The sequence below is a fragment of the Variovorax sp. UC122_21 genome, assembly GCF_044056785.1.
Lineage (GTDB): Bacteria > Pseudomonadota > Gammaproteobacteria > Burkholderiales > Burkholderiaceae_C > Variovorax.
This window is the reverse complement of the sequence record NZ_CP172004.1, coordinates 965,686-987,372: the sequence shown is the minus strand read 5'-3', so window position 1 is coordinate 987,372 and position 21,687 is coordinate 965,686. Positions and strand designations below refer to the sequence as shown.

The following is a 21,687-nucleotide window of genomic DNA, read 5'->3' as shown; positions in this document are numbered from 1 at the left end:
TCGGGGCTGCGCTTGCGCGTGCGCGCGGCAACGCTCGCCGGCACGCCGTGCTCAGGCCGCGGCACGCAGCTCGCCGCCCGCGGCCGCCGTGGCGGACGGCTTGCCCTGCTGCGCGATCAGCGCGGTGAACTCGCTCAGGCGCTGCTGCAGCCCGGCCAGCGTGCTCTCCTGCGTGGCCAGCTCGAGCAGCCGCTCGTCGAGGCTGCCGGCCGCGTTCTGGATGCGCTCGATCGCCTCGATGCGCTTGCTGAAGTTGCGGCGGCGCTCCTTGAGCTGCGCATCGATCTGCGCGCTGGCGCCCTTGCTCCAGCGCTCGACCTCGGTCATGGCGGCCTCGTTCACCAGCCGCAGCCGGCTCGCGAGCGCGCGCACCAGCTTGTCGCAGAAGTCGGCCTGCGCGAGCTTGAGCATGTTGCCCACGCCCAGGTAGTGGATGTGGCTGCGCTCGATCTGGCTGAGCTCCTGCTCGAAACCGCTGAGGTCGGGCTCGGCCGGCGCCTGCAGGGTGAAGCCCTGCTCGGCGTTGAGCTGGCGGAAGGTGGCGTGCAGCATCGACTGGATCTCGGCCGTGGTCGCCTGCACCTCGCGCAGGTTGTTGCGCAGCGAGTCGAAGGTCTCGCCGTACACCTTGCGCACGTTGAACTTCACGCCGGGGCGCTTGAGCGCGGCCGACAGCCGCACCATGTCGGCCTTGAGCGCCGTGCGGCCCAGCACCGCGTAGACCTCGCGCAGCAGCTTGCCCTGCACCGAGCGCAGCGCCAGGATGCGCGCGTTGCTGCCTTCGAACTCGTTCTGTTCCTGGTCGATGCGCGCACGCATGTGCCGGATCACCGACACGTTCTTGCCGCGCAGCCCCTGCAGCTCGAGCGCCTGCTCGGCCAGGTCGCGCTGGCGCACCTTGAGGATGCGCTCGGCCTCGGTCCGCAGCGCGGCCATGCCGGCATCGACGGCCAGCCGCAGCATGGTCTCGCGCTTGCCGAGCACGCCCTGGCCCAGCAGGGCCTCGAGCGCGGGCAGGCGGCTGGCCTCGAGCAGCCGCGCGTCGCGGTGCACCTTGGCCTGCAGGCCCTTCTGCGCCGACACCGGCAGCACCTGCGCGAGCGGCACGTCGAGGTGCTTGGCGGCGACCTGGCGCTGCTGCTCGATCTGCTGCTCGATCTGCGCGTGGGTGCTCAGCGTGTCCCACAGGGTGTCGATCTTGTTGAGCACCACGAAGCGCGTGTCGCTGCCCTCGTTCTCGGTCACCAGGTGCTCGCGCCAGATCGACAGGTCGGAGCGGGTGACGCCGGTTTCGGCGCCGAGGATGAAGACCACCGCGTGCGCCTGCGGGATCAGGCTCACCGTCAGCTCGGGTTCGGCGCCGATCGCGTTGAGGCCCGGGGTGTCGAGGATCACCAGCCCCTGCTCGAGCAGCGGATGCGGCATGTTCAGCACGGCATGGCGCCAGCGCGGGATCTCGACCCGGCCCTCGGCGTCCTGCACCGGGTTGTCGTCGGGCGTCTCCTCGTTCCAGAAGCCCAGCGCGCGCGCCTCGTCCTGCGAGACCCAGCGCACCTCGGCCACCTTGGCCATGGCCTGGGCCAGGCGCTCGGCATCGCCGACGTCGATCGCGATCTCGGTCCAGCGCGCGGGCTGGTCGCGCCAGTAGGCGAGCGAGTGCGGCTCCAGGCGGGTCTCGATCGGCAGCAGGCGCAGCTTGGGCGCCAGCGTGGCGTCGTAGCCGAGCTCGGTCGGGCACATGGTGGTGCGGCCCGCGCTCGCCGGCATGATACGCCGCCCGTAGCCGGCGAAGAAGATCGCGTTGATCAATTCCGACTTGCCGCGCGAGAACTCGGCGACGAAAGCGACCATGACCTTGCTGGTGCGGATCTGCGATTCGAGCCCGCGCAGCCGCTCGGCCACCGCCTGGTCGAGCAGCTCGTTCTCGGTCAGCCAGCGGGACAGCCACTGCAGCCGATGGGCGAAGTTGCTCCGCCACGCACCGTGCTGATCGAGTTGTTGGTTGAAGGAGCGGCTCAAGGTGGAAATGTAAAAACTTTCTTACAAATATAACATCGCAATCTGAAAACCGGGTGATCCGCGCGCATTGACCTCCGGTCGGACTGCGGCACTGCGACCGTTCATCGGATCACTTCTGGCACACCCGACAGTAATAGGTCGAGCGCTGCCCCTGGCGCAGCAGCCGGGATCGGCGTGCCGCAGACCCGGCACGGTTCGCCGGCCCGGCCGTAGACCGTGGCCTCGAGCTGGAAGTAGCCGTTCTGGCCGTCGATGGAGAAGTCGCGCAGGGTGCTGCCGCCCTTCTCGACCGCGCGCGCCAGGATCTCCTTGACCGCGGCATGCAGCCGCGCAGCACGCGGCCGGCTGATGCGCGCGGCCGACAGCGTGGGGCGGATGCCGGCCTGGAACAGCGCCTCCGAGGCGTAGATGTTGCCCACGCCCACCACCACGTCGCCCGCGAGCAGCACCTGCTTGATCGCGGTGCGGCGCTTGCGCAGGCCGGCATGGAAGGCATCGAGGTCGAAGGCCTCGCCCAGCGGCTCCATGCCGAGCCCGCCGAGCAGCTTGATCGCCCAGGGCGCGGCCTCGTCGTCGACGTAGACCACGGCACCGAAGCGGCGCGGATCGTTGAGCCGCAGCGTGCCGCGGTCGGTGACGAGATCGAAGTGATCGTGCGCACCGGGCTCGGGCAGGGCGGCATCGAAGCGCAGGCTGCCCGACATGCCCAGGTGCAGCAGCAGCAGGCCCACGTCGAGATCGATCAGGAGGTATTTGCCGCGCCGGCGCACCTCGCGCACGCGGCGGCCCACCAGCAGTTCGGGCGCCACCATCAGCGCCCAGCGCAGCGGCTTGCCGATGCGCACGGCATCGATGCGCGCGCCGGCGATGCGGTCGGCGATTCCGCGCCGCGTGACTTCGACTTCGGGTAGCTCAGGCATGGGGCTCCAACAACTGCGTGACACGAAGCCCCACGCGGTGCTCGTTCAAATGCATGGATTATTATGGTTCGATGATTCCATCGCCCCGCCGACACCGCCTTGCGGCGGTAGCGTCACTCGTGCTCCTGGCCTGCGCCGCCCACGTCCACGCGCAGTCCTCCGACCCCGCCGCGCCGGACAGCCCGGCTCCCATCATCGAACGCAGCGCGCCGCCCAGGCCGGCGACTCCCGCGAGCCCGCAGCCCGCCAAGCCGCCCGCGCGCACGGCGCCCGCGAAGCCCGCTACGGCAGCAGCCGCGGCCGATCCCGCGCCGCAACCCTCGGCCCTGAGCGCCGACATGTTCTACGAGATCCTCATGGGCGAGCTCAGCGCGCGCTCGGGCGATCCCGGTTCGGGCTACCAGTACGTGCTCGACGCGGCACGCAGGCTGCGCGACGGCAGGCTGTTCCAGCGCGCGATCGAGATCGCGCTGCAATCGCGCTCGGGCGATGCCGCCCTCGCCGCGGCACGCGCTTGGCAGGACACGGTGCCCAACTCGCGCGACGCACGCCGCTTCGAGCTGCAGATCCTGATCCTGCTCAACCGCATCGGCGACACGACCGAGCTGCTGCGCGCCGAGATCGCGGCCAGCCCGCAGGTCGAGCGGCCGCTGCTGATGGCCGTGATCGCGCGCAACTACTCGCGCGCCACCGACAAGAAGCTCGCCGCCACGGTGGTCGAGCAGGCGCTGACCGACGAGCTCAAGAATCCCGCGACGGCGGGCCTGGCCTGGGCCACGGTGGGTCGGCTGCGCCTCAATGCCGGCGACAACGCGGGTGCGCTCGAGGCCGCGCGCAAGGGCCAGCAGGCCGATCCGGCCTCCGATGCGCCGCCAGCGCTCGCGCTCGAACTCATCGATCCGGGCCAGCCGCTGGCCGAACCGATCGTCACGCGCTACCTGGCAGGCAATCCGAAGGCCTCGCCCGAACTGCGCGTGGCCTATTCGCGCGTGCTGGTCGAGAACCGCCGCTACGCCGAGGCCTCGAGCCAGCTGCAGTCGCTGACCGTCGCGCGCCCCGAGCTCGCCGAACCCTGGCTGCTGCTCGGCAGCCTGCAGGCCCAGGCACGCCAGGACGCGGCGGCCGAAACCTCGCTCAAGCGCTACCTCGAGTTGGCCAGCAGCCAGCCGGCCCCCGCGCAGCCCGAAGCCGTCGACCGCAACCGCGGCATGACGCAGGCCTACCTGCTGCTGTCGCAACTGGCCGAGCGGCGCAAGGACCTCACCGGCGCCGAGCGCTGGCTCGCGCGCATCGACAGCACAGACGACCTGACGATCGCACAGACCCGCCGTGCCGGCCTGCTGGCCCGCCAGGGCAAGCTGCCGCAGGCACGCGAGCTCGTGCGCGGCCTGCCCGAGCGCACGCCCGAGGACAAGAAGCAGAAGTTCCTGGCCGAGGTGCAGCTGCTGCGCGACGCCAAGCAGTTCCAGGCCGCCTACGACATGCTGGCCCAGGCGTCGGCCGCCGCGCCCGACGACACCGACCTCGTCTACGACCAGGCCATGATGGCCGAGAAGCTCGACCGCCTCGACGAGATGGAGCGGCTGCTGCGCCGGCTGATGCAGCTCAAGCCCGAGAACCAGAACGCCTACAACGCCCTCGGCTACTCCTTCGCCGATCGCAAGATCCGGCTCGAGGAAGCCCGCACGCTGATCCAGAAGGCCGTGCAGCTCGCGCCCGAAGACCCGTTCATCGCCGACAGCCTGGGCTGGGGTCGAGTTCAGGCTCGGCAACACGGCCGAAGCCATCCGCATCCTCGAGGCCGCCTACAAGACGCGCCCCGATCCGGAGATCGGCGCGCACTTCGGCGAAGTGCTGTGGAGCATCGGCCAGAAGGACCGCGCGGTCACGATCTGGAAGGAAGCGCTGCTGAGCGACGCCGACAACGAAACCCTGCAGGAAACGCTCAAGCGCCTGCGGGTCAAGCCTTGATGGTGGCGCTCGCGGTCCCCGCCGAGCGGTCCGACGGCCGCCGGCGTCTGCTGCTGGCATCGCTCGCCGCTTTCTCGGTGGCCGGTTGCGCGCAGCTCACGGGCGGCTCGAAGGCCTCCGTGCCGCGCGCAACGAATGCCTGGAGCGGCCGCATGTCGCTGCGCGTCGACAGCGAGCCGGTGCAGACCTTCTCGGCCCTGTTCGAACTTCGCGGCTCGCCCGAGACCGGCGAGCTCTCGCTCACCACGCCGATCGGCAGCACGCTGGCCCAGCTGCACTGGTCGCCCGGCGAGGCGCTGCTCGAAGAACGGCAACGACACCCGGCGCTATGCCTCGCTCGACGCGCTGATCGAGGCCGCCACCGGCGCCGCGATTCCGGTCGCCGCGCTGTTCGGCTGGCTCGACGGGCGCAACGACCCCGTGCCCGGCTGGCGCCCAGACCTCGGCCAGCTCGCGAGCGGCCGGCTGCAGGCCGTGCGCGAGACGCCGACGCCGCGGGCCGACCTGCGCATCGTGTTCGAGCGCATGCCGGCGTCATGAAGGCGATCTACGACCTTCCCGCGCCGGCCAAGCTCAACCTCTTCCTCCACGTCACCGGCCGGCGCGACGACGGCTACCACCTGCTGCAGTCGGTCTTCATGCTGATCGACTGGTGCGACACGCTCCACGTCGAGTTGCGCGGCGACGGCCAGTTGAGCCGCGAGGACCTGACCGTGCCGCTGCCGGCCGACGACCTCGTGCTGCGCGCCGCGCGCGCGCTGCAGACCCATGCGGCGCCGGGCCAGGGCGCGCACATCGGCGTCGCGAAGCACGTGCCCTCGCAGGCCGGCATGGGTGGCGGCTCGTCCGATGCCGCGACCTGCCTGCTGGCGCTCAACCGGCTCTGGAAGCTGCGGCTGCCCCTGTCGGAGCTCGCGCGCATCGGCCTGACGCTGGGCGCCGATGTGCCTTTCTTCCTCTCGGGCCACAACGCCTGGGTCGAAGGCATCGGCGAGAAAATCCGCCCGATCGAACTGCCGTCCGCACGCTTCGTGGTGGTCAAGCCACGCGAGGGACTGGATACCCGTTTAATTTTTTCTGCGGATGATCTGCAACGGGCCAGTCCTGTTGCTATAATCACGGGCTTTGCTGCAGTACGCGAACAGCACGACGATCAAAACCCCTTTCGCCTCGGCGAGGAAGTTTTCGATTTCGGCCACAACGACCTGCAGCCGGTTGCCCAGCGGCTCTGTCCCGCGATCACCGAAGCCATCGATTGGCTCGGCGCTCGAGGACTCGATGCCAGGATGACCGGCTCCGGAAGTTCGGTGTTCGCCCGAATGCAGCAGGAACCGCAGAACGCGGAACTGCTTTCGGGCCCCACGGGCTGGCAGGTTCGCCAATGCAACAATCTGGCTGCTCATCCACTCCGGGGTTGGGCAGACTGAGGAACTGATCGGAGCGCCCAGGCGTTTCGATGCGACATATATCGGTGGGTGGTGCAAACCATCAACCTGTGTAGGGGAGTCGCCAAGCTGGTTAAGGCACTGGATTTTGATTCCAGCATGCAAAGGTTCGAATCCTTTCTCCCCTGCCAAATCTTTCAGAAACTACGGCCCGCGGGCCGTAGTTTCTTTTTGAAGCCGCGGTCCCTGGACCCGCTGCAATAATCGGCGGCCCCAGGGTCGCCAAGACTCGTAACTCTTTGGCGGCTTTCCCAAGCCAAATCGCTCAGCCGGGACGCGCTCATGCAGGCTCACCATCCTGATTTCTTGGTTTTCACCGGCAATGCCAATCCGGGCCTTGCCGCAGAAATCGCGAGCAACCTGGGCACCACCCTCGGTGCCGCCCGCGTAGGCCGCTTCTCCGACGGTGAAGTCACCGTCGAGATCAATCAGAACGTGCGGGCACGCGATGTGTTCGTGGTGCAGTCCACCTGCGCCCCGACCAACGAGAACCTGATGGAACTGCTGATCATGGTCGACGCGCTCAAGCGCGCTTCGGCCGAGAGGATCAGCGCCGTGATTCCCTATTTCGGCTATGCCCGCCAGGACCGCCGCCCGCGCTCGAGCCGCGTGCCGATCTCGGCCAAGGTCGTGGCCAACCTGCTGGAAACCGTGGGCGTCGAGCGCGTGCTCACGATGGACCTGCACGCCGACCAGATCCAGGGCTTCTTCGACATCCCGGTCGACAACATCTACGCCTCGCCCGTGCTGCTGGGCGACCTGCGCGCCAAGAACTACGAAGACCTGATCGTGGTCTCGCCCGACGTCGGCGGCGTGGTCCGTGCGCGCGCACTGGCCAAGCAACTGAACTGCGACCTCGCCATCATCGACAAGCGCCGCCCCAAGGCCAACGTCAGCGAAGTCATGAACGTGATCGGCGAGATCGACGGCCGCAACTGCGTGATCATGGACGACATGATCGACACCGCGGGCACGCTGGTCAAAGCGGCCGAAGTGCTGAAGGAACGCGGTGCCAAGAGCGTCTACGCCTACTGCACGCACCCGATCTTCTCGGGCCCCGCGATCGAGCGCCTCAGCAAGGGCACGGCCCTCGACGAGGTGGTCGTGACCAACACCATCCCCCTTTCCGACAGCGCCAACGGCTGCGGAAAGATCCGCCAGCTCTCCGTGGCTCCGCTGATCGCCGAGACGATCCAGCGCATTGCCAAGGGCGAGTCGGTGATGAGTTTGTTCTCGGACCAGGACAATCTCTTCTGAGATTGCGCTCCTGCCGTTCGGGCAAAAAGCCGGCTTCCCCGCTCGGGAAGTCATTTTGAAACCGGCGCTGCACTGGTCGCGGTCGGCGCTCAAGAAGCGAAATGGCCGTCGTGCCTTCGCTCCAAGGAGTTAACTATGAAATTCGTCGCTTTCGAGCGCGCCAAGCAGGGCACGGGTGCGAGCCGCCGTCTCCGCATCTCGGGCAAGACGCCCGGCATCGTCTACGGTGGTGAAGGCCAGCCGCAACTGATCGAGCTCGATCACAACGCGCTGTGGCACGCCCTGAAGAAGGAAGCCTTCCACGCCTCCGTCCTCGAGATGGAACTCGGCGGCAGCGTGAGCAAGGTGCTGCTGCGCGACGTGCAGTACCACCCGTTCCGCCAGCTGGTCCAGCACATCGACTTCCAACGCGTCGATGCCAAGACCCGCCTGCATATGAAGGTGCCGCTGCACTTCAAGGGCGAGGAAGAGTCCGATGCCGTCAAGCTCGACCACAACCTCGTGAACCACGTGATGACCGAACTCGAAGTCAGTTGCCTGCCCAGCGACCTGCCCGAGTTCATCGAGATCGACCTCTCGGGTCTGAAGAAGAACGCCACGCTGCACGTCAACGACATCAAGCTGCCCAAGGGCGTGAAGTTCGTGAGCCACGGCAAGACCAACCCGGTCGTGGTCTCGGCCGTGCCGCCGCTGGTCGCCGAAGAGCCGGCACCCGCTGCCGAAGGCGCTGCCGAAGCTGCTCCCGCAGCGGCGCCCGCCAAGAAGTCCGGCAAGAAGTAATTCCTGCCTCTTCAAGAAGAAAGCCCACCGACCGGTGGGCTTTTTTCATGGCTCAACGCGCAACGGCCTTGCGGAAGTTCGGGTCGTCCAGCAGTTCGCCCACGAGCTTCTTGTACAGCGCGACGTACTGGTTGATGGCATCGGGAATCGCGATCGCGCCCACGAACGAAGACTCCCAGTCCGCCTTGGTGCTGAGCTCCTTGTCGTAGGTCTTGCGTCCCTGATCCTCCACGATGAATCGCGCGGCCAGGGATGCGGTGCCGCGTCCCATCGGGGCGTCGACCGTGCTCTGCGTGAGTTCACCGCGAATGGAACGCGACGCTCCCGGCTCGAGCACGCCCGCGGCGCTCAGGTCGGCCTTCAGCGATTCGGCCAGGTACTTCGACAGCGAGCTGTCGTAGGGCGAGAAGAAGGTGTTGCTGCGAATGCTGACCTTCAGATCGAGCGAGCGGTCCTTGCCCTCCGCGAGCTTGAACTCGCCGACGGAAACCGGACCGATGCCCCCGGCCTTGGCCTTCTGGATGTTGTCGGCGCTGGCCACCGGCTCGGCGAGTTTGACCTGCGCGCAGCCGACCAGGCCCATGGCCGCGGTGCAGAAAAGCACGGCGGCGATGCGACGGAATGAAATGGCGAACTTGTTCATGGTGTCTTTCTCCCCTGGATCAGTTGTTGTTGGCGGCGAAGGCTGGATCCTTCGAAAGATCGTTCAGTGCATTGCTCATGATCTGGCTGACCATCGAGAACACGGCCTCCTCGATCGATGCGGCCTTCCTGGCGTTGCCCGGTTGCGCGGTGGCGCCCATCGTCGTGTGAATCGCATGCCGGGCCGTCTTCACGATGGGGCTGGATTGGCCCTCGCCCATGTAGCTCACGGTGCAGATATAGCCGTCGGAGGCCTGCGAGCCGGCGAGGCCGAAGGTCAGTCCCGTCACGAAGCCCTTCTGGAAAATGTCGTCGGTCAGCGGAACGTTGTTGAGCTTGACGCTCAACAGCGCGCCGCCCTGGACGGGCTTTTCCTCGACGGAGGAGAACAGGCCGCTGGCCTTGACCTTCTCGATGACCTTCGGCTGCAGCACCTTCGTTGCCTGGGCGTTCGCAACGCCCTTGGTCTGGAACTCGAAGGCCACCTGCACGGGCTTCGGCGTCGCGGGCTTGCGGTACTCGCTGGCGTTGATTTCCCTGGTCGCGCCGTCGACATAGTGCGATGCGCAACCGGTCAGGACGACCGCGGCCGCGACACACATCACGTGCGAGACGCGACGCAGGTTTTCTAGGAATGAATGGCTCAAGACTTCTCCTCTTTTTGTTGGATGGAGTCGCGATCGTAGTGAGGGAAGATTTCTTCAGTTACAAAATAATTGCCTGGAGACAGCATCTGACTCTTCGAAGCAACAGCCGGACGTCCGATACCGGCCCTCGATAATTCGCTCATGATCAAACTGTTCGTCGGCCTCGGTAATCCCGGGCCTGAATACGAAGCCACTCGGCACAACGCCGGCTTCTGGTGGATCGACGCCCTCGCGCGCGACTGGAAGCTCAACCTCGTGCCCGAGCGCAGCTACCACGGTCTCGCGGCACGCGCAAACATCGGCGGCCAGAGCATCTGGCTGCTCGAGCCGCAGACCTTCATGAACCTCTCGGGCAAGTCGGTCGCCGCGCTCGCGCGCTTCTTCAAGATCGCACCCGAAGAAATCCTCGTGGCACACGACGAGCTCGACGTGGTGCCCGGCCAGGCCAAGCTCAAGTTCGGCGGCAGCCATGCGGGCCACAACGGCCTGCGCGACATCCATGCGCAGCTCGGCACCGGCGACTACTGGCGGCTGCGCCTCGGCATCGGCCATCCCGGCGTGAAGTCGGAGGTGATCAACTGGGTGCTCAAGAAGCCGCTGAAGGAACAGCGCGACGCGATCGACGACGCGATCGTGCGCAGCCTGCATGCCCTGCCCGCGCTGCTCGCGGGCGAAATGGAAAAGGCCACGGCCACCATCCACACGAGCAAACCGCCCCGGCCCAAGCCGCCGCGGCGCGAGCCTGGCGACGGCAGCGCGCCCGCCGCACCCTAGCCAGCGTTCATCGCGGGAAGCGCCAGCAGAGCGCGAAGCAAGAGGGAGAGAAGAACGATGTCGACAACGAGGGAGAGAACGAGAAGGACGCACCGCATGCACCGGTCCATCGTCGCGAGCGCGATGGCCATCGGCGTCTGTGCAGTGACGAGCGCATTCGCGCAGCAGCCGGGCACGTCGACCTGGCGCTGCGGCAACAGCTACAGCGACCGACCTTGCGCGGGCGGAACGACGGTGAAGGTGGACGACGTGCGCACCGACGACGATCGCCGGGCCGCCGACGAAGCCACGCAGCGCAACGCGAAGCTCGCCGACCGGCTCGAACGCACGCGGCTGTCCGAGGAAAAGCAGGCGCATCAGCGCGACCAACGCGCCGCGCAGGATGCCCAGCGCGCTGCCCTCGCGCAACGCAGGCTCGAAGCCCAGGAGCGCCTCGAGAAAGCGCGTGCCGCCAGGCTCGCGGCCGAGCCGCGCAAGGCCACGGCGAGCTACGGAGAGAGACCGGGATCGAAGCCCGCGGAGGAAGGCGGCGCGAAGAAAAAGCGCCGCAAGCCCGCGGCTTCAGACGCCGGCTGAGGGTGCGGACGGAGGCTGCGGCAGCGCGGCCTTCGTTGCCGTGAGACGCTCGTACTTCTGCATCAGCGTCTCGCGGCTTTCCACGTGGGCCGGGTTGATCGGGATGCAGGCCACGGGGCAGATCTGCACGCACTGCGGCTCATCGAAGTGGCCCACGCATTCGGTGCACTTGTGCGGATCGATCTCGTAGATCGCCTCGCCCATGTAGATCGCATCGTTCGGGCACTCCGGCTCGCAGACATCGCAGTTGATGCATTCGTCGGTGATCATGAGGGCCATGCCGCGATTATCCCCGCTGACGGAGTCCCCGGCGGCAACGTGGGAGAGCGATCCCCTCGGGGATCCGGTGCTACGGCACGCTTGTTGCAGTTGTCGGGTTATGCTGCGCCCCGCCCCATGAGCCTCTTTCTTCTCAAGCGCCTTGCCACGCTGATCGGCACGCTGATCGGCGCCTCCATCATCGTCTTCCTGGTCCTGGAGATCCTGCCCGGCAACGCCGCGCAGATGCTCATGGGACCGGATGCCGCGCCCGAAGCCGTCGCCGCCCTGGCCACCAAGCTCGGCCTCGACCAACCCGCCTGGACCCGCTACTGGCACTGGATCGCGGGCCTGCTCACCGGCGACCTCGGCGACTCCTACGCCTACAGCTCCCCCGTGCTCGACCTCATCCTCGAGCGCCTCGCACTCACCGTCCCCCTGGCCCTCTTGGCCATGGCCTTCACCACCGTGCTCGCCCTGCTCGTGGGCGTCACCGCCGCCGCACGCCACAACAAGCTCGGCGACGTCGGCTTGATGGGCCTCACCCAGGTCGGCATCGCCATCCCCAACTTCTGGTTCGCCATCCTGCTGATCCTCGTCTTCTCCGTGCAGCTGCAGTGGTTCTCCGCCGGTGGCTTCGACGGCTGGGGCGAAGGCGTCTTCGCTGGCTTGAAGTCGCTGCTGCTGCCCGCCCTGTCCCTGGCCGTCGTGCAGGCGGCCATCCTCGCGCGCATCACACGCTCGGCCGTGCTCGAGGTCATGCGCGAGGACTTCGTGCGCACCGCGCGCGCCAAGGGCGTGACCCAGCGCGCGGTGCTCTGGACCCACGTGCTGCGCAACGCCCTGATCCCCGTCATCACCGTCATGGGCATGCAGTTCTCCGAGCTGCTCGCCGGCACCATCGTGGTGGAGAACGTGTTCTACCTGCCGGGCCTGGGCCGCCTGATCTTCCAGGCCATCAGCAACCGCGACCTCATCGTCGTGCGCAACTGCGTCATGCTGCTCGCGGCCATGGTCGTCATCGTCAACTTCGTGGTCGACGTGCTCTATGCCGTCATCGACCCGCGCATCAAGGCGAGCGACATATGAGCGCCATTGCATCCATTCCTCCGAGCGGCGCCGCCCTCAAACTGCCCGGCTTCTGGCAACGCGCGCGCCATCACCGCAGCTTCGTCATCGGCGGCGTGCTCGCCGCCCTGCTGCTGCTCGCGGCCCTGGTCTCCTACCTCTGGACGCCCTACTCGCCCTACGCCATGGACATGGCCAACAAGATGCAGGCGCCCTCGGCCAGCCACTGGCTCGGTACCGACGCCTTCGGGCGCGACGTGGCCTCGCTGCTGCTGGTGGGGGCCCGTGCGTCCATCCTGGTGGGCGTCATCGCGGTCGGCATCGGCTTGGTCGTGGGCACCGCCCTGGGCCTGCTGGCCGCAGCGCGCCGGGGATGGGTCGAAGAAGCCATCATGCGTTTCTCCGACTTCTCGCTGGCCTTCCCCGCCATCCTCTCGGCCATCATGATGACGGCCGTCTTCGGCGCGGGCATCGTCAACGCCATCATCGCCATCGGCATCTACAACATCCCCACCTTCGCGCGCATCACGCGCGCCTCGGCCAACGCCATCTGGTCGCGCGAGTACGTGGCAGCGGCCCGCGCCTGCGGCAAGGGCAGCTTCGCCATCACCATGCAGCACGTGCTGCCCAACATCTCGGCGGTGCTGATCGTGCAGATCACCATCCGCTTCGCCATCGCGATCCTGGCCGAGGCGGCTCTGTCCTACCTCGGCCTGGGCACGCAGCCGCCGCAGCCGTCCTGGGGCCGCATGCTCAGCGAGGCGCAGACCCTGATGTTCCAGCAGCCCCTGCTGGCCGTCTTCCCGGGCATGGCCATCGCGCTGGCGGTGCTGGGCCTGAACCTGCTGGGCGACGGCCTGCGCGATCTGCTCGATCCGCGCCTGGCGCGGGCTCGGTGAAGGGGGTGGGTGATGACTGAATTCGGACAGCCGGACGCAGAGGACGCGAAGGTTACGCGAAGGACGCGAAAGGAATACCAAATGAAGTGGGCTGTTGCCGGGCGAACGCCGCGCCACCTTCGCTCACGCCTTCTCGCCACGGGGCAGGGCTTGCGCACGCGCGCACCCCACCCCTTTCAGGCTGTTCTTTCGCGTCCTTCGCGAATCCTTCGCGTCCTCTGCGTCCGGCTGCCCGATCCCGCCTTCTGACATGCCCCTCCTCGAAGTCGACAACCTCCACATCGGCCTGCAGACCCAGCGCGGCCCCGCCCAGGCCGTGCGCGGCGTCTCCTTCTCGCTCGAGCGCGGCCAGACCCTCGGCATCGTGGGCGAGTCGGGCTGCGGCAAGTCCATCACGGTCATGTCTCTCATGGGCTTGCTGCCCGCCACCGCCAAGGTCACCGGCAGCATCCGCCTGGACGGCCAGGAGCTCATCGGGCAGCCCGAGTCGGCCCTGTGCCGGATCCGCGGCAACCGCATCGGCATGATCTTCCAGGAGCCGATGACGGCCCTGAACCCGGTCCACACCATCGCACGCCAGGTCGGCGAGCCGCTGCGGCTGCACCGAGGCCTCACCGCCAAGCAGGCCCGCGCCGAGGCGCTGAACCTGCTGCAGCGCGTGGGCATTCCCGATGCGGCCTCGCGCCTGGATGCCTATCCGCACCAGTTCTCGGGCGGCCAGCGCCAGCGCATCGGCATCGCGATGGCGCTGGCCTGCGGGCCGGATCTCTTGATCGCCGACGAGCCCACCACCGCGCTGGACGTGACCATCCAGAAGCAGGTGCTCGACCTGATCCAGAACCTGGTGGCCGAGATGGGCATGGCGCTGATCCTGATCTCGCACGACCTCGGCGTGATCGCCAACAGCGTGCAGCGCATGCTGGTGATGTACGGCGGCAGCGTGGTGGAGAGCGGCCCGACGCGCGCGCTCTTCGCGAACCGGGCGCATCCGTACACCAAGGGGCTGTTCGCGGCTCGGCCGGTGATCGGGGCGCCGAAGGGCCAGCGGCTGGCGACGATTCGGGGCAGCGTGCCCGAGCTCGTGGACCTGCCTGCGGGTTGTCCGTTCGCGGGGCGCTGCAGCTACACGGTCGATGCCTGCCAGTCGACGCGGCCACCCGCGGTGATGCTGCCCGATGACCATGCGGTGCGATGCATCCGGCTTGGAGAGATTGCAGAGATCGAAGCGGAGGCCGTGGCATGACGCAAACGAAGACGCCGCTGCTGCAAGTGACCGACCTCGTACGCCACTACGCGCTGCCGCGCGAGAAGCTGCTGGGCCCGCCGCCCACCGTCAAGGCGCTCAATGGCGTGAGCTTCGAGGTGCAGGCCGGGCGCAGCGTGGGGATCGTCGGAGAGTCCGGCTCGGGCAAGTCGACCATCGCACGCCTCGTGATGGCCCTGGACAAGCCCACCTCGGGCAGCGTGAAGCTCGAGGGGCGCGAACTGCACTCCTTGAGCAGGGACGAACTTCGCACGGCCCGACGCGACTTCCAGATGGTCTTCCAGGACCCCTACGGCTCCCTCGACCCGCGCCAGACGGTCGCGCGCATCGTGGCCGAACCTCTGGAAGCACTGGCCCAGGTCTCGAAGAAGGAACAGCGCGAGCGCGCCGCCGAGTCCCTCGCCGCCGTGGGCCTGCGCCCCCACCGACCTCGACAAGTACCCGCACGAGTTCTCGGGTGGCCAGCGCCAGCGCATCGCGATCGCGCGGGCGCTGATCACCCGCCCCAAGCTCATCGTCGCCGACGAGCCCGTGAGCGCCCTGGACGTCTCCGTGCAGGCCCAGGTGCTCAACCTCATGCAGGACCTGCAGCAGCAGTTCGGCATCAGCTACCTGCTCATCAGCCATGACCTCGCCGTCGTCAACCACCTGTGCGACGAAGTGTGCGTGGTCTTCAAGGGGCAGATCGTCGAGCGCGGGACGCCGCAGGAGCTCTTCGCCAACGCGCAGCACCCGTACACGCGCACGCTGCTCGGCGCGGTGCTGCAGGCACCGGGGCACTGAGCGCGCCCGTCATGCAACCAGGGCATAAGTATCTGGTTGCGCACCGGGCCTCTCCTCGCGGATGATGCGGCGCGCCCGGAGGGCGCATGCCCCCCGCCACCGCTCAAAGGACCGCCCGCCCATGCTTCACAGACGCACCCTCCTCGCCACCGGCGCCGCCGCGCTCGCGCCCCTCGTGCTGCCGGCCGGCGCCCTCGCGCAGGCACGCCGCAAGGACACGCTGGTGCTCGGCCTCACGCTCGAACCCACGGGCCTCGATCCCACGGCCAAGGCCGGCGCCGAGATCGCCGAGGTTGTGCTCTACAACGTCTTCGAGACGCTGACCAAGATCAACTCCGACGGCAGCGTCACGCCGCTGCTGGCCGAGAGCTGGGAGGTCTCGCCCGACCTGCGCACCTACACCTTCAGGCTCAGGCGCGGCGTCAAGTTCCAGAACGGCGAGGCCTTCGACGCGAACACGGTCAAGTTCTCGTTCGACCGCGCCTCGGCCGCCAACAGCACCAACAAGGACAAGCGCTTCTTCGCCAACTTCACGACCCAGGCGCTCGATGCGAACACGGTGGTGCTGATCGCCAAGGAGATCGAGCCCGACCTGCTGTTCCAGCTCGGCCAGGCCTCGGCGATCGTGGTCGAGCCCAAGTCGGCCGAGAGCAATGCCACCAAGCCCGTGGGCACCGGCCCCTACCGGCTCGAGAACTGGGCCAAGGGCTCGTCGATCGTGCTCGCGAAGTGGGACGGCTACCGCCATGCCGACGCGGTGCAGATCCGCCGTGCGAGCTTCCGTTTCGTCTCGGAGCCGGCCGCGCAGACCACCGCGCTGCTGTCGAACGACATCGACCTGTTCCCGCATGCCTCGGTCTCGCGCAGCCTCTCGCAGTTCCAGAACGACAAGCGCTTCCAGATCCTCTTCAACGCCTCGCGCGGCAAGTCGATCCTCGCGATCAACAACCGGCGCAAGCCGCTCGACGACGTGCGCGTGCGCCGCGCGATCGCGGCCGCGATCGACCGCAAGGCGGTGATCGACGCGGCCGTCGACGGCCGCGGCATCGCGATCGGCAGCCACTACGTGCCGACCGCGCCGGGCTACGTCGACACCACCGGCATCAACCCCTTCGACCCCGCGAAGGCCAAGCGCCTGCTGGCCGAGGCCGGCGTGAAGCTGCCGCTGCAGCTCGACCTGGTGCTGCCGCCCCCGCCCTATGCGCGCCAGGGCGGCGAGCTGATCGCCGCGCAGCTCGCGCAGGTCGGCATCGTCGCGAAGATCCAGAACGTGGAGTGGGCGCAATGGATCAGCGGCACCTACGGCAACAAGAACTACGACCTGTCGGTGATCCTGCATGTCGAGCCCTTCGACCTCGTGAACTACACGCGCCCCGACTACTACTGGGGCTACCAGTCGGCGAAGTTCAACGAGGTGTTCGAGAAGTCGCGCAACGCGCCGCGCGAGGCCGACCGGCTGCGCCTGCTGGGCGAGGCGCAGCGCATCCTGGCCGAGGACTCGGCCAACGTGTTCCTCTATCAGCCGCAGCTCATCACCATCGCCGCGCGCGGGCTGCGCGGCCTGTGGAAGGACGCGCCGATCTTCGCCAACGACATCGCCGCGATGTCCTGGGCGTGAGTGGCCGCTGACCTTTCGCGGCGCCCCGCATCCGGGAACCTCCCGAGGAAAAAGCGCCGCGCCGCGGCATCGGCGGCGAGCGCGCTGCGCGAGAATGCTTTTGGCTGCACGGCGTGGCATCTTTCCTGCTGCGCCGAGGGTCTCTCGCGGCGCCGCGCCTTGATTCGGGGCGCGCCGTCCCCTCACCCTTGCGAGGCAGCCCTTTGCCTTTCCAGACGTTTTTCCGGAGATCACCACGTATGTTGAACCGTCGCACCCTCCTCACCACCGCTGGCGCCACCGTGGCCCTGGCCACACCGCTGGCCGGCCTGGCCCAGGGACGGAAGGACGCCATCGTGATCGGCATGGCGCTCGAGCCGCCGGGCCTCGATCCGACCGCGGGCGCCGCGGCCGCGATCGCCGAGGTGGTGCAGTACAGACATCCTCGAGACGCTGACCAAGATCAACGCCGACGGCAGCGTCACGCCGCTCCTGGCCGAGAGCTGGGAAGTCTCGCCCGACCTCAAGACCTACACCTTCAAGCTGCGCCGCGGCGTGAAGTTCCAGAACGGCGAGCCCTTCAACGCGGCCACGGTCAAGTTCTCGTTCGACCGCGCGGGTTCGGAAAAGAGCACGAACAAGGACAAGCGCACCTTCGCCAACCTCAGCACGCAGGCGACCGACGACTACACGGTGGTCGTGATCAACAAGGAGATCGACCCCGACCTGCCCTTCGTGCTGGGCCAGGCCACCGCGGTGATCGTCGAGCCCAAGAGCGCCGACGGCAACGCCACCAAGCCCGTGGGCACCGGCCCGTACAAGCTCGACAACTGGGTCAAGGGCTCCTCGATCACGCTGAGCAAGTGGGACGGCTTCCGCAACCCCGGCAACGCGAAGATCAACAAGGCGACCTTCCGCTTCATCTCCGACACCGCGGCCCAGGCCGCGGCCATGCTCTCGGGCGACATCGACATGTTCCCGCGCATCGGCACGCGCGTGGTGCCGCAGTTCAAGGCCAACCCGCAGTTCCAGACCATCCTGGCCGGCTCGCGCGCCAAGACCATCCTCGCGATCAACAACCGCAAGAAGCCGCTCGACGACGTGCGCGTGCGCCGCGCGATCCTCGCGGCCATCGACCGCAAGGCCGTCATCGAGGGCGCGGCCGACGGCTTCGGCGTGCCGATCGGCAGCCACTACGTGCCCGGCGCGGCCGGCTTTGTCGACACCACCGGCATCAACCCCTTCGACATCGAGAAGGCCAAGAAGCTGCTGGCCGAGGCCGGCGTGAAGACCCCGCTCGAGCTCAAGCTGACCCTGCCCCCGCCGCCCTACGCGCGCCAGGGCGGCGAGGTGATCGTGGCCCAGCTCGCCAAGATCGGCATCGTGGCGAAGGTGCAGAACGTCGAGTGGGCGCAATGGCTCAGCGGCACCTACGGCAACAAGGACTACGACCTGTCGATCGTCTCGCACGTCGAGCCCTTCGACCTCGGCAACTACGCCAAGTCGGACTACTACTGGGGCTACCAGTCGAAGGCCTTCGACACGCTGTTCGACAAGATCAAGACCACCGCCAACACCGCCGAGCGCAACAAGCTGCTGGGCGACGCGCAGAAGATGCTGGCCACCGACGCGGCCAACGGCTTCCTCTACCAGCCGCAGTTCCCGACCGTGGCGAAGAAGAACGTCAAGGGCATCTGGAAGGAAAACCCGATCTTCGTGAACGACCTGTCGGCCCTGTCCTGGGGTTAAGGAACGAGCCTCCTCCGAGCGCGGCGGTAGAACCCGCCGCGCAACGCAGCGCCCCTCGTGCACGGGGCGTCGGGTACTCCCCGCAGCGAAATCAAGGAGGAGGCCGAAGGCCGGGGGACATTCGCGGAGGGGAGTACCCGGCGTCCCGTGCACGCGCCCCCGACGCCTCAAGAAACTAGGCCAGCTGCACAGCCAGCATCTCCCGCGCCCGAGTCACGAATTCCGTCTCTCCCCTGCGCCCCGGCAGGAACTGGAAAGCCACGCGCGGCAACGCCGGCAACCCATGCGGCACCGCGAGCCGCGCCACCCCTTCGCCGATCGCCGACTCGTTGAGGCAGGCCACGCCGAGCCCCGCCGCCAATGCCGACTGCAGCCCCGCCACGCCCGAAGCCACATGCGCGAGCACGTAGGGCACATGCCGGCGCCGCAGCAACGCCACCGTGAACTGGTGCAGCGAGCAGGTGTCGGGCAGCACCAGCAGCCGCACCGGCTCGCCGCGCACCACGCGCATGCCGGCCGCGCCCAGCCAGGCCAGTGATTCGCGCCGCAGCACCGCCGGGCTGCCCGGCGGCGGTGTCGACACGCCCGCGATGTGCATCGCCAGCGCCACGTCGAAATCGCCGCGCGCATAGGCCGCGCGAAGCTCGTCGCTCTTGAGGATGCTCACGTGCAGCCGCACGCGCGGATGGCCCTGCGCGAGCCGCGCCAGCAATTGCGTGAGGTCGCCCGGACGGAAGTAGTCGGTGACCGCGAGCCGCAGCTCGCCCGCCAGCGTCTCGCCATGCAGGTCGCGGAAGGCCTCGTCGCTCAGTGCCAGGATGCGCCGCGCATGGACCAGCAGCCGCGCGCCGGCCTCGGTCGGCGACACCCCGGCCTTGCTGCGCGTGAGCAGCGACTGGCCCGCGCGCTCCTCGAGCTTGCGCATCTGCTCGCTGACCGAGGACTGCGAGAGGAAGACCCGCGGCGCCGCGGCCGTGAGGCTGCCCGCGTCGACCACCGCCACCAGCGTGCGCAGCTGTTCCAGATCGAATCCCTGCATGGCTCATCCATCCGATATTCCGATGGATTCCATCATATCTTCCCGCTTTTTCGATGACGAGGCACTGCCCACAATCACCCCATCGACCACCCAAACCTTCCAAGGAGTCCGCCATGCCCCACATCGTCGTCCACCTCTCCGGCCAACCCGATGCCGACCTCACGCGCCAGACCGTCGACGCCGTCGCCGAGCTCACCCAGAGCGTGCTCGGCAAGCAGTTGCCGGTGATCGCCATCACCGTCCAGTACATCGCCGCCGACACCTGGTTCATCGGCGGCCAGTCGCTGGCCGCGCTCGGGAAGTCGGCCTTCCACCTCGACATCAGCATCACCGACGAGACCAACACCAAGGCCGAGAAGGCGCGCTACCTGCGCGAGGTCCATGCGGCCATGGCCAGGCTGCGGCCCAACCTGCACGAGGTCTCGTACATCCATGTGATCGACGCGCGCGGCGCGGCCTACGGCTACGGCGGCAAGACCCAGGAGTACCGGCACCAGCAGGCAGGCGTTTGAAGACGGTGCGTTGAAGCGGCCGCGGGGGCATGGCACGATGCGCCATGCCCTCCGCCAGCCCCCCGTCGAACACCGCCCGCCACGCCGACAGCCTCGGCAATCCCCTCACGCTCGACGACGCCGCCAGCCTGCCGCTGGTCGACGATTTCGTCATGGGCTTCATCTCGAGCGATGCCCGCGCGGTCAACCTGCTCGCCGCCACCGAGCACGACGCGAGCCCCATCGTGCAGGCCTACGGCGCCACGCTGCACCTGTTCGCCGAATCGCGCGAGGCCGTGGCCAATGCGCGTCCCTTCCTCGACAAGGCACGCCAGCAGGCCGCGCGCGCCACGCCCCGCGAGCAGCGCTACATCGCCGCCATCGAGGCCTGGGCCGACGGCGACATCGCGCGCGCCATCGCGCTGCATGCCGAGCAGGCGCGCGAGCATCCGCGCGACCTGGTGTCGCTCAAGCTCGGCCAGTACCACTGCTTCAACACCGGCGACTGCCCCGGCATGCTGCGTCTCGCGCTCGCGGTGCTGCCGCATGCGGCCGAGGTGCCCTACGTGCACGGCATGGCGGCCTTCGGCTACGAGCAGTGCCACCTGATGCGCGAGGCCGAGGCCAGCGCGCGCCATGCGATCGCCCTGTGCCGCAAGGAGCCATGGGCCCACCATGCGCTCGCGCACGTGATGCTCACCGAAGGCCGGCTCGCCGAGGGCCTGGCCTTCATGGAGAGCGTGAGCGACACCTGGGTCGGCCTCAACTCCTTCATGGTCACGCACAACTGGTGGCACGTGGCGCTGTTCCTCATCGACCTGGGCCGCGGCGACGAGGCGCTCGCGGTCTACGACCGCCATGCCTGGGGCGTGGTCAAGGAATACTCGCAGGACCAGATCGGCGCCGTCTCGCTGCTCGCGCGGCTCGAGCTCGCGGGCGTCGACGTCGGCGATCGCTGGGCCGACGTGGCCAAGCACCTGCTGCAACGCCAGGCCGACCACGTGCTGCCCTTTCTCGACCTGCAGTACCTCTATGGCCTGGCGCGCGCGGGCCGGCCCGAGGCCGACACGCTGCTGGCCAACATCGAGGCCTTCGCGCCGCATGCACCGGCCTCGACGCGCGCAGCCTGGCAGCGTGTGTGCGTGCCGGCCGCGCACGGCCTGCGCGCCCATGCGCGCGGCGACCTGGCCGCGGCGATCGACGGCCTCGGCATCGCGCTGCCGCGCATGATCGAGATCGGCGGCAGCCATGCGCAGCGCGACCTGTTCGAGCAGGTCTACCTCGACGCACTGGTGCGCAGCGGCACCGAGGCCACGCTGACCGGCGCGCAGGGCATCCTGCAGCAGCAGCTCAACGGCCAGCCCGAATCGCTGCGGCTGCGCCGGCAGGCGGCCGAGGTCTACCGCCAACTGGGCCTGCCGGAGATCTCCGCGCGCTCATGAGTTCAGGACATGGGGCGTGCCGCAAAAGGAATTGGCGGCGCGCGCGAGGCGACTCCACACTGGTCG

16 protein-coding genes, 1 tRNA gene and 4 pseudogenes are annotated in these 21,687 nt (G+C 68.2%); 15 read left to right on the top strand and 6 right to left on the bottom strand.

Features of this window, described 5'->3' with window-relative positions; all coding sequences use genetic code 11:
• Positions 1-51 precede the first annotated feature (51 nt).
• Both ACHMXE_RS16945 and mutM read right to left on the bottom strand, forming a co-directional pair.
• Positions 52-2,019 (bottom strand): dynamin family protein, encoded by a 1,968-nt coding sequence (locus tag ACHMXE_RS16945; RefSeq protein ID WP_395350305.1) that lies wholly within the window; start codon positions 2,017-2,019, stop codon positions 52-54.
• 109 nt (positions 2,020-2,128) lie between these two features.
• Positions 2,129-2,939, bottom strand: a pseudogene (gene mutM / locus ACHMXE_RS16940) (bifunctional DNA-formamidopyrimidine glycosylase/DNA-(apurinic or apyrimidinic site) lyase).
• 71 nt (positions 2,940-3,010) lie between these two features.
• Here mutM and ACHMXE_RS16935 point away from each other — a divergent pair.
• The 5 genes and pseudogenes from ACHMXE_RS16935 (at position 3,011) to ACHMXE_RS16915 (ending at position 8,392) form a co-directional block, all read left to right on the top strand.
• Positions 3,011-4,910, top strand: a pseudogene (locus ACHMXE_RS16935) (tetratricopeptide repeat protein).
• Between the two features lie 536 nt (positions 4,911-5,446).
• On the top strand, positions 5,447-6,337 hold the full coding sequence (ispE, locus tag ACHMXE_RS16930; protein ID WP_203202728.1) for a 4-(cytidine 5'-diphospho)-2-C-methyl-D-erythritol kinase: 891 nt from the start codon (positions 5,447-5,449) through the stop codon (positions 6,335-6,337).
• 72 nt (positions 6,338-6,409) lie between these two features.
• Positions 6,410-6,486 (top strand) — tRNA-Gln (locus ACHMXE_RS16925).
• Between the two features lie 151 nt (positions 6,487-6,637).
• Complete coding sequence (locus tag ACHMXE_RS16920) at positions 6,638-7,612, top strand: ribose-phosphate pyrophosphokinase (protein WP_203202729.1); 975 nt, start codon at positions 6,638-6,640, stop codon at positions 7,610-7,612.
• Positions 7,613-7,747: 135 nt separating this feature from the next.
• The gene (locus tag ACHMXE_RS16915; RefSeq protein WP_203202730.1) at positions 7,748-8,392 is read left to right on the top strand and encodes a 50S ribosomal protein L25/general stress protein Ctc; all 645 of its coding nucleotides are present in this window, start codon (positions 7,748-7,750) and stop codon (positions 8,390-8,392) included.
• 52 nt (positions 8,393-8,444) lie between these two features.
• Here ACHMXE_RS16915 and ACHMXE_RS16910 read toward each other — a convergent pair whose 3' ends face one another.
• Positions 8,445-8,975, bottom strand: coding sequence for a hypothetical protein (locus ACHMXE_RS16910; protein WP_395350303.1), 531 nt, complete (start codon positions 8,973-8,975; stop codon positions 8,445-8,447).
• 79 nt (positions 8,976-9,054) lie between these two features.
• On the bottom strand, positions 9,055-9,681 hold the full coding sequence (locus ACHMXE_RS16905) for a hypothetical protein (protein ID WP_281080887.1): 627 nt from the start codon (positions 9,679-9,681) through the stop codon (positions 9,055-9,057).
• A 141-nt stretch (positions 9,682-9,822) separates the two neighbouring features.
• Between ACHMXE_RS16905 and pth the strand changes: the two genes are divergently transcribed.
• Together pth and ACHMXE_RS16895 are read left to right on the top strand one after the other, a co-directional pair.
• Positions 9,823-10,455, top strand: a complete 633-nt coding sequence (gene pth, locus ACHMXE_RS16900) for an aminoacyl-tRNA hydrolase (RefSeq protein WP_057595144.1) — start codon at positions 9,823-9,825, stop codon at positions 10,453-10,455.
• Between the two features lie 123 nt (positions 10,456-10,578).
• Complete coding sequence (locus ACHMXE_RS16895; protein ID WP_395350301.1) at positions 10,579-11,031, top strand: hypothetical protein; 453 nt, start codon at positions 10,579-10,581, stop codon at positions 11,029-11,031.
• Here ACHMXE_RS16895 and ACHMXE_RS16890 read toward each other — a convergent pair.
• Complete coding sequence (locus ACHMXE_RS16890; protein ID WP_203202733.1) at positions 11,017-11,310, bottom strand: YfhL family 4Fe-4S dicluster ferredoxin; 294 nt, start codon at positions 11,308-11,310, stop codon at positions 11,017-11,019. The two genes, ACHMXE_RS16895 and ACHMXE_RS16890, sit on opposite strands and share 15 nt — an antisense overlap.
• 117 nt (positions 11,311-11,427) lie before the next feature.
• On the opposite strand from ACHMXE_RS16890, the gene ACHMXE_RS16885 reads away from it, so the two are divergent.
• The 6 genes and pseudogenes from ACHMXE_RS16885 (at position 11,428) to ACHMXE_RS16860 (ending at position 18,649) form a co-directional block, all read left to right on the top strand.
• Positions 11,428-12,378 (top strand): ABC transporter permease, encoded by a 951-nt coding sequence (locus tag ACHMXE_RS16885; RefSeq protein ID WP_203202734.1) that lies wholly within the window; start codon positions 11,428-11,430, stop codon positions 12,376-12,378.
• On the top strand, positions 12,375-13,256 hold the full coding sequence (locus ACHMXE_RS16880) for an ABC transporter permease (protein ID WP_395348780.1): 882 nt from the start codon (positions 12,375-12,377) through the stop codon (positions 13,254-13,256). Before ACHMXE_RS16885 ends, ACHMXE_RS16880 begins: the two co-directional genes overlap by 4 nt.
• A gap of 250 nt (positions 13,257-13,506) precedes the next feature.
• Positions 13,507-14,499, top strand: coding sequence for an ABC transporter ATP-binding protein (locus ACHMXE_RS16875; protein ID WP_057599071.1), 993 nt, complete (start codon positions 13,507-13,509; stop codon positions 14,497-14,499).
• Positions 14,496-15,303, top strand: a pseudogene (locus ACHMXE_RS16870) (ATP-binding cassette domain-containing protein). Before ACHMXE_RS16875 ends, ACHMXE_RS16870 begins: the two are co-directional and overlap by 4 nt.
• A gap of 121 nt (positions 15,304-15,424) precedes the next feature.
• Positions 15,425-16,921, top strand: a complete 1,497-nt coding sequence (locus ACHMXE_RS16865) for an ABC transporter substrate-binding protein (protein ID WP_395350299.1) — start codon at positions 15,425-15,427, stop codon at positions 16,919-16,921.
• A 239-nt stretch (positions 16,922-17,160) separates the two neighbouring features.
• Positions 17,161-18,649, top strand: a pseudogene (locus tag ACHMXE_RS16860) (ABC transporter substrate-binding protein).
• A gap of 175 nt (positions 18,650-18,824) precedes the next feature.
• On the opposite strand, the gene ACHMXE_RS16855 reads toward ACHMXE_RS16860, so the two are convergent.
• Positions 18,825-19,688, bottom strand: a complete 864-nt coding sequence (locus ACHMXE_RS16855) for a LysR family transcriptional regulator (RefSeq protein WP_395350298.1) — start codon at positions 19,686-19,688, stop codon at positions 18,825-18,827.
• 113 nt (positions 19,689-19,801) lie between these two features.
• Between ACHMXE_RS16855 and ACHMXE_RS16850 the strand changes: the two genes are divergently transcribed.
• The gene (locus tag ACHMXE_RS16850) at positions 19,802-20,200 is read left to right on the top strand and encodes a tautomerase family protein (RefSeq protein ID WP_203202741.1); all 399 of its coding nucleotides are present in this window, start codon (positions 19,802-19,804) and stop codon (positions 20,198-20,200) included.
• A 44-nt stretch (positions 20,201-20,244) separates the two neighbouring features.
• On the top strand, positions 20,245-21,621 hold the full coding sequence (locus ACHMXE_RS16845; RefSeq protein WP_395350295.1) for a tetratricopeptide repeat protein: 1,377 nt from the start codon (positions 20,245-20,247) through the stop codon (positions 21,619-21,621).
• Positions 21,622-21,687 lie beyond the last annotated feature (66 nt).

Excerpts from the sequence above, each read along its gene's own strand:
- ACHMXE_RS16845 (WP_395350295.1), top strand. The coding sequence starts at position 20,245 with ATGCCCTCCGCCAGCCCCCCGTCGAACACCGCCCGCCACGCCGACAGC.
- ACHMXE_RS16855 (WP_395350298.1), bottom strand. The coding sequence starts at position 19,688 with ATGCAGGGATTCGATCTGGAACAGCTGCGCACGCTGGTGGCGGTGGTC.
- ACHMXE_RS16865 (WP_395350299.1), top strand. The coding sequence starts at position 15,425 with ATGCTTCACAGACGCACCCTCCTCGCCACCGGCGCCGCCGCGCTCGCG.
- ACHMXE_RS16885 (WP_203202734.1), top strand. The coding sequence starts at position 11,428 with ATGAGCCTCTTTCTTCTCAAGCGCCTTGCCACGCTGATCGGCACGCTG.
- ACHMXE_RS16880 (WP_395348780.1), top strand. The coding sequence starts at position 12,375 with ATGAGCGCCATTGCATCCATTCCTCCGAGCGGCGCCGCCCTCAAACTG.
- ACHMXE_RS16920 (WP_203202729.1), top strand. The coding sequence starts at position 6,638 with ATGCAGGCTCACCATCCTGATTTCTTGGTTTTCACCGGCAATGCCAAT.
- ACHMXE_RS16890 (WP_203202733.1), bottom strand. The coding sequence starts at position 11,310 with ATGGCCCTCATGATCACCGACGAATGCATCAACTGCGATGTCTGCGAG.
- ACHMXE_RS16875 (WP_057599071.1), top strand. The coding sequence starts at position 13,507 with ATGCCCCTCCTCGAAGTCGACAACCTCCACATCGGCCTGCAGACCCAG.
- ACHMXE_RS16910 (WP_395350303.1), bottom strand. The coding sequence starts at position 8,975 with ATGGGCCTGGTCGGCTGCGCGCAGGTCAAACTCGCCGAGCCGGTGGCC.
- ACHMXE_RS16915 (WP_203202730.1), top strand. The coding sequence starts at position 7,748 with ATGAAATTCGTCGCTTTCGAGCGCGCCAAGCAGGGCACGGGTGCGAGC.
- pth (WP_057595144.1), top strand. The coding sequence starts at position 9,823 with ATGATCAAACTGTTCGTCGGCCTCGGTAATCCCGGGCCTGAATACGAA.
- ACHMXE_RS16895 (WP_395350301.1), top strand. The coding sequence starts at position 10,579 with ATGGCCATCGGCGTCTGTGCAGTGACGAGCGCATTCGCGCAGCAGCCG.
- ispE (WP_203202728.1), top strand. The coding sequence starts at position 5,447 with ATGAAGGCGATCTACGACCTTCCCGCGCCGGCCAAGCTCAACCTCTTC.
- ACHMXE_RS16850 (WP_203202741.1), top strand. The coding sequence starts at position 19,802 with ATGCCCCACATCGTCGTCCACCTCTCCGGCCAACCCGATGCCGACCTC.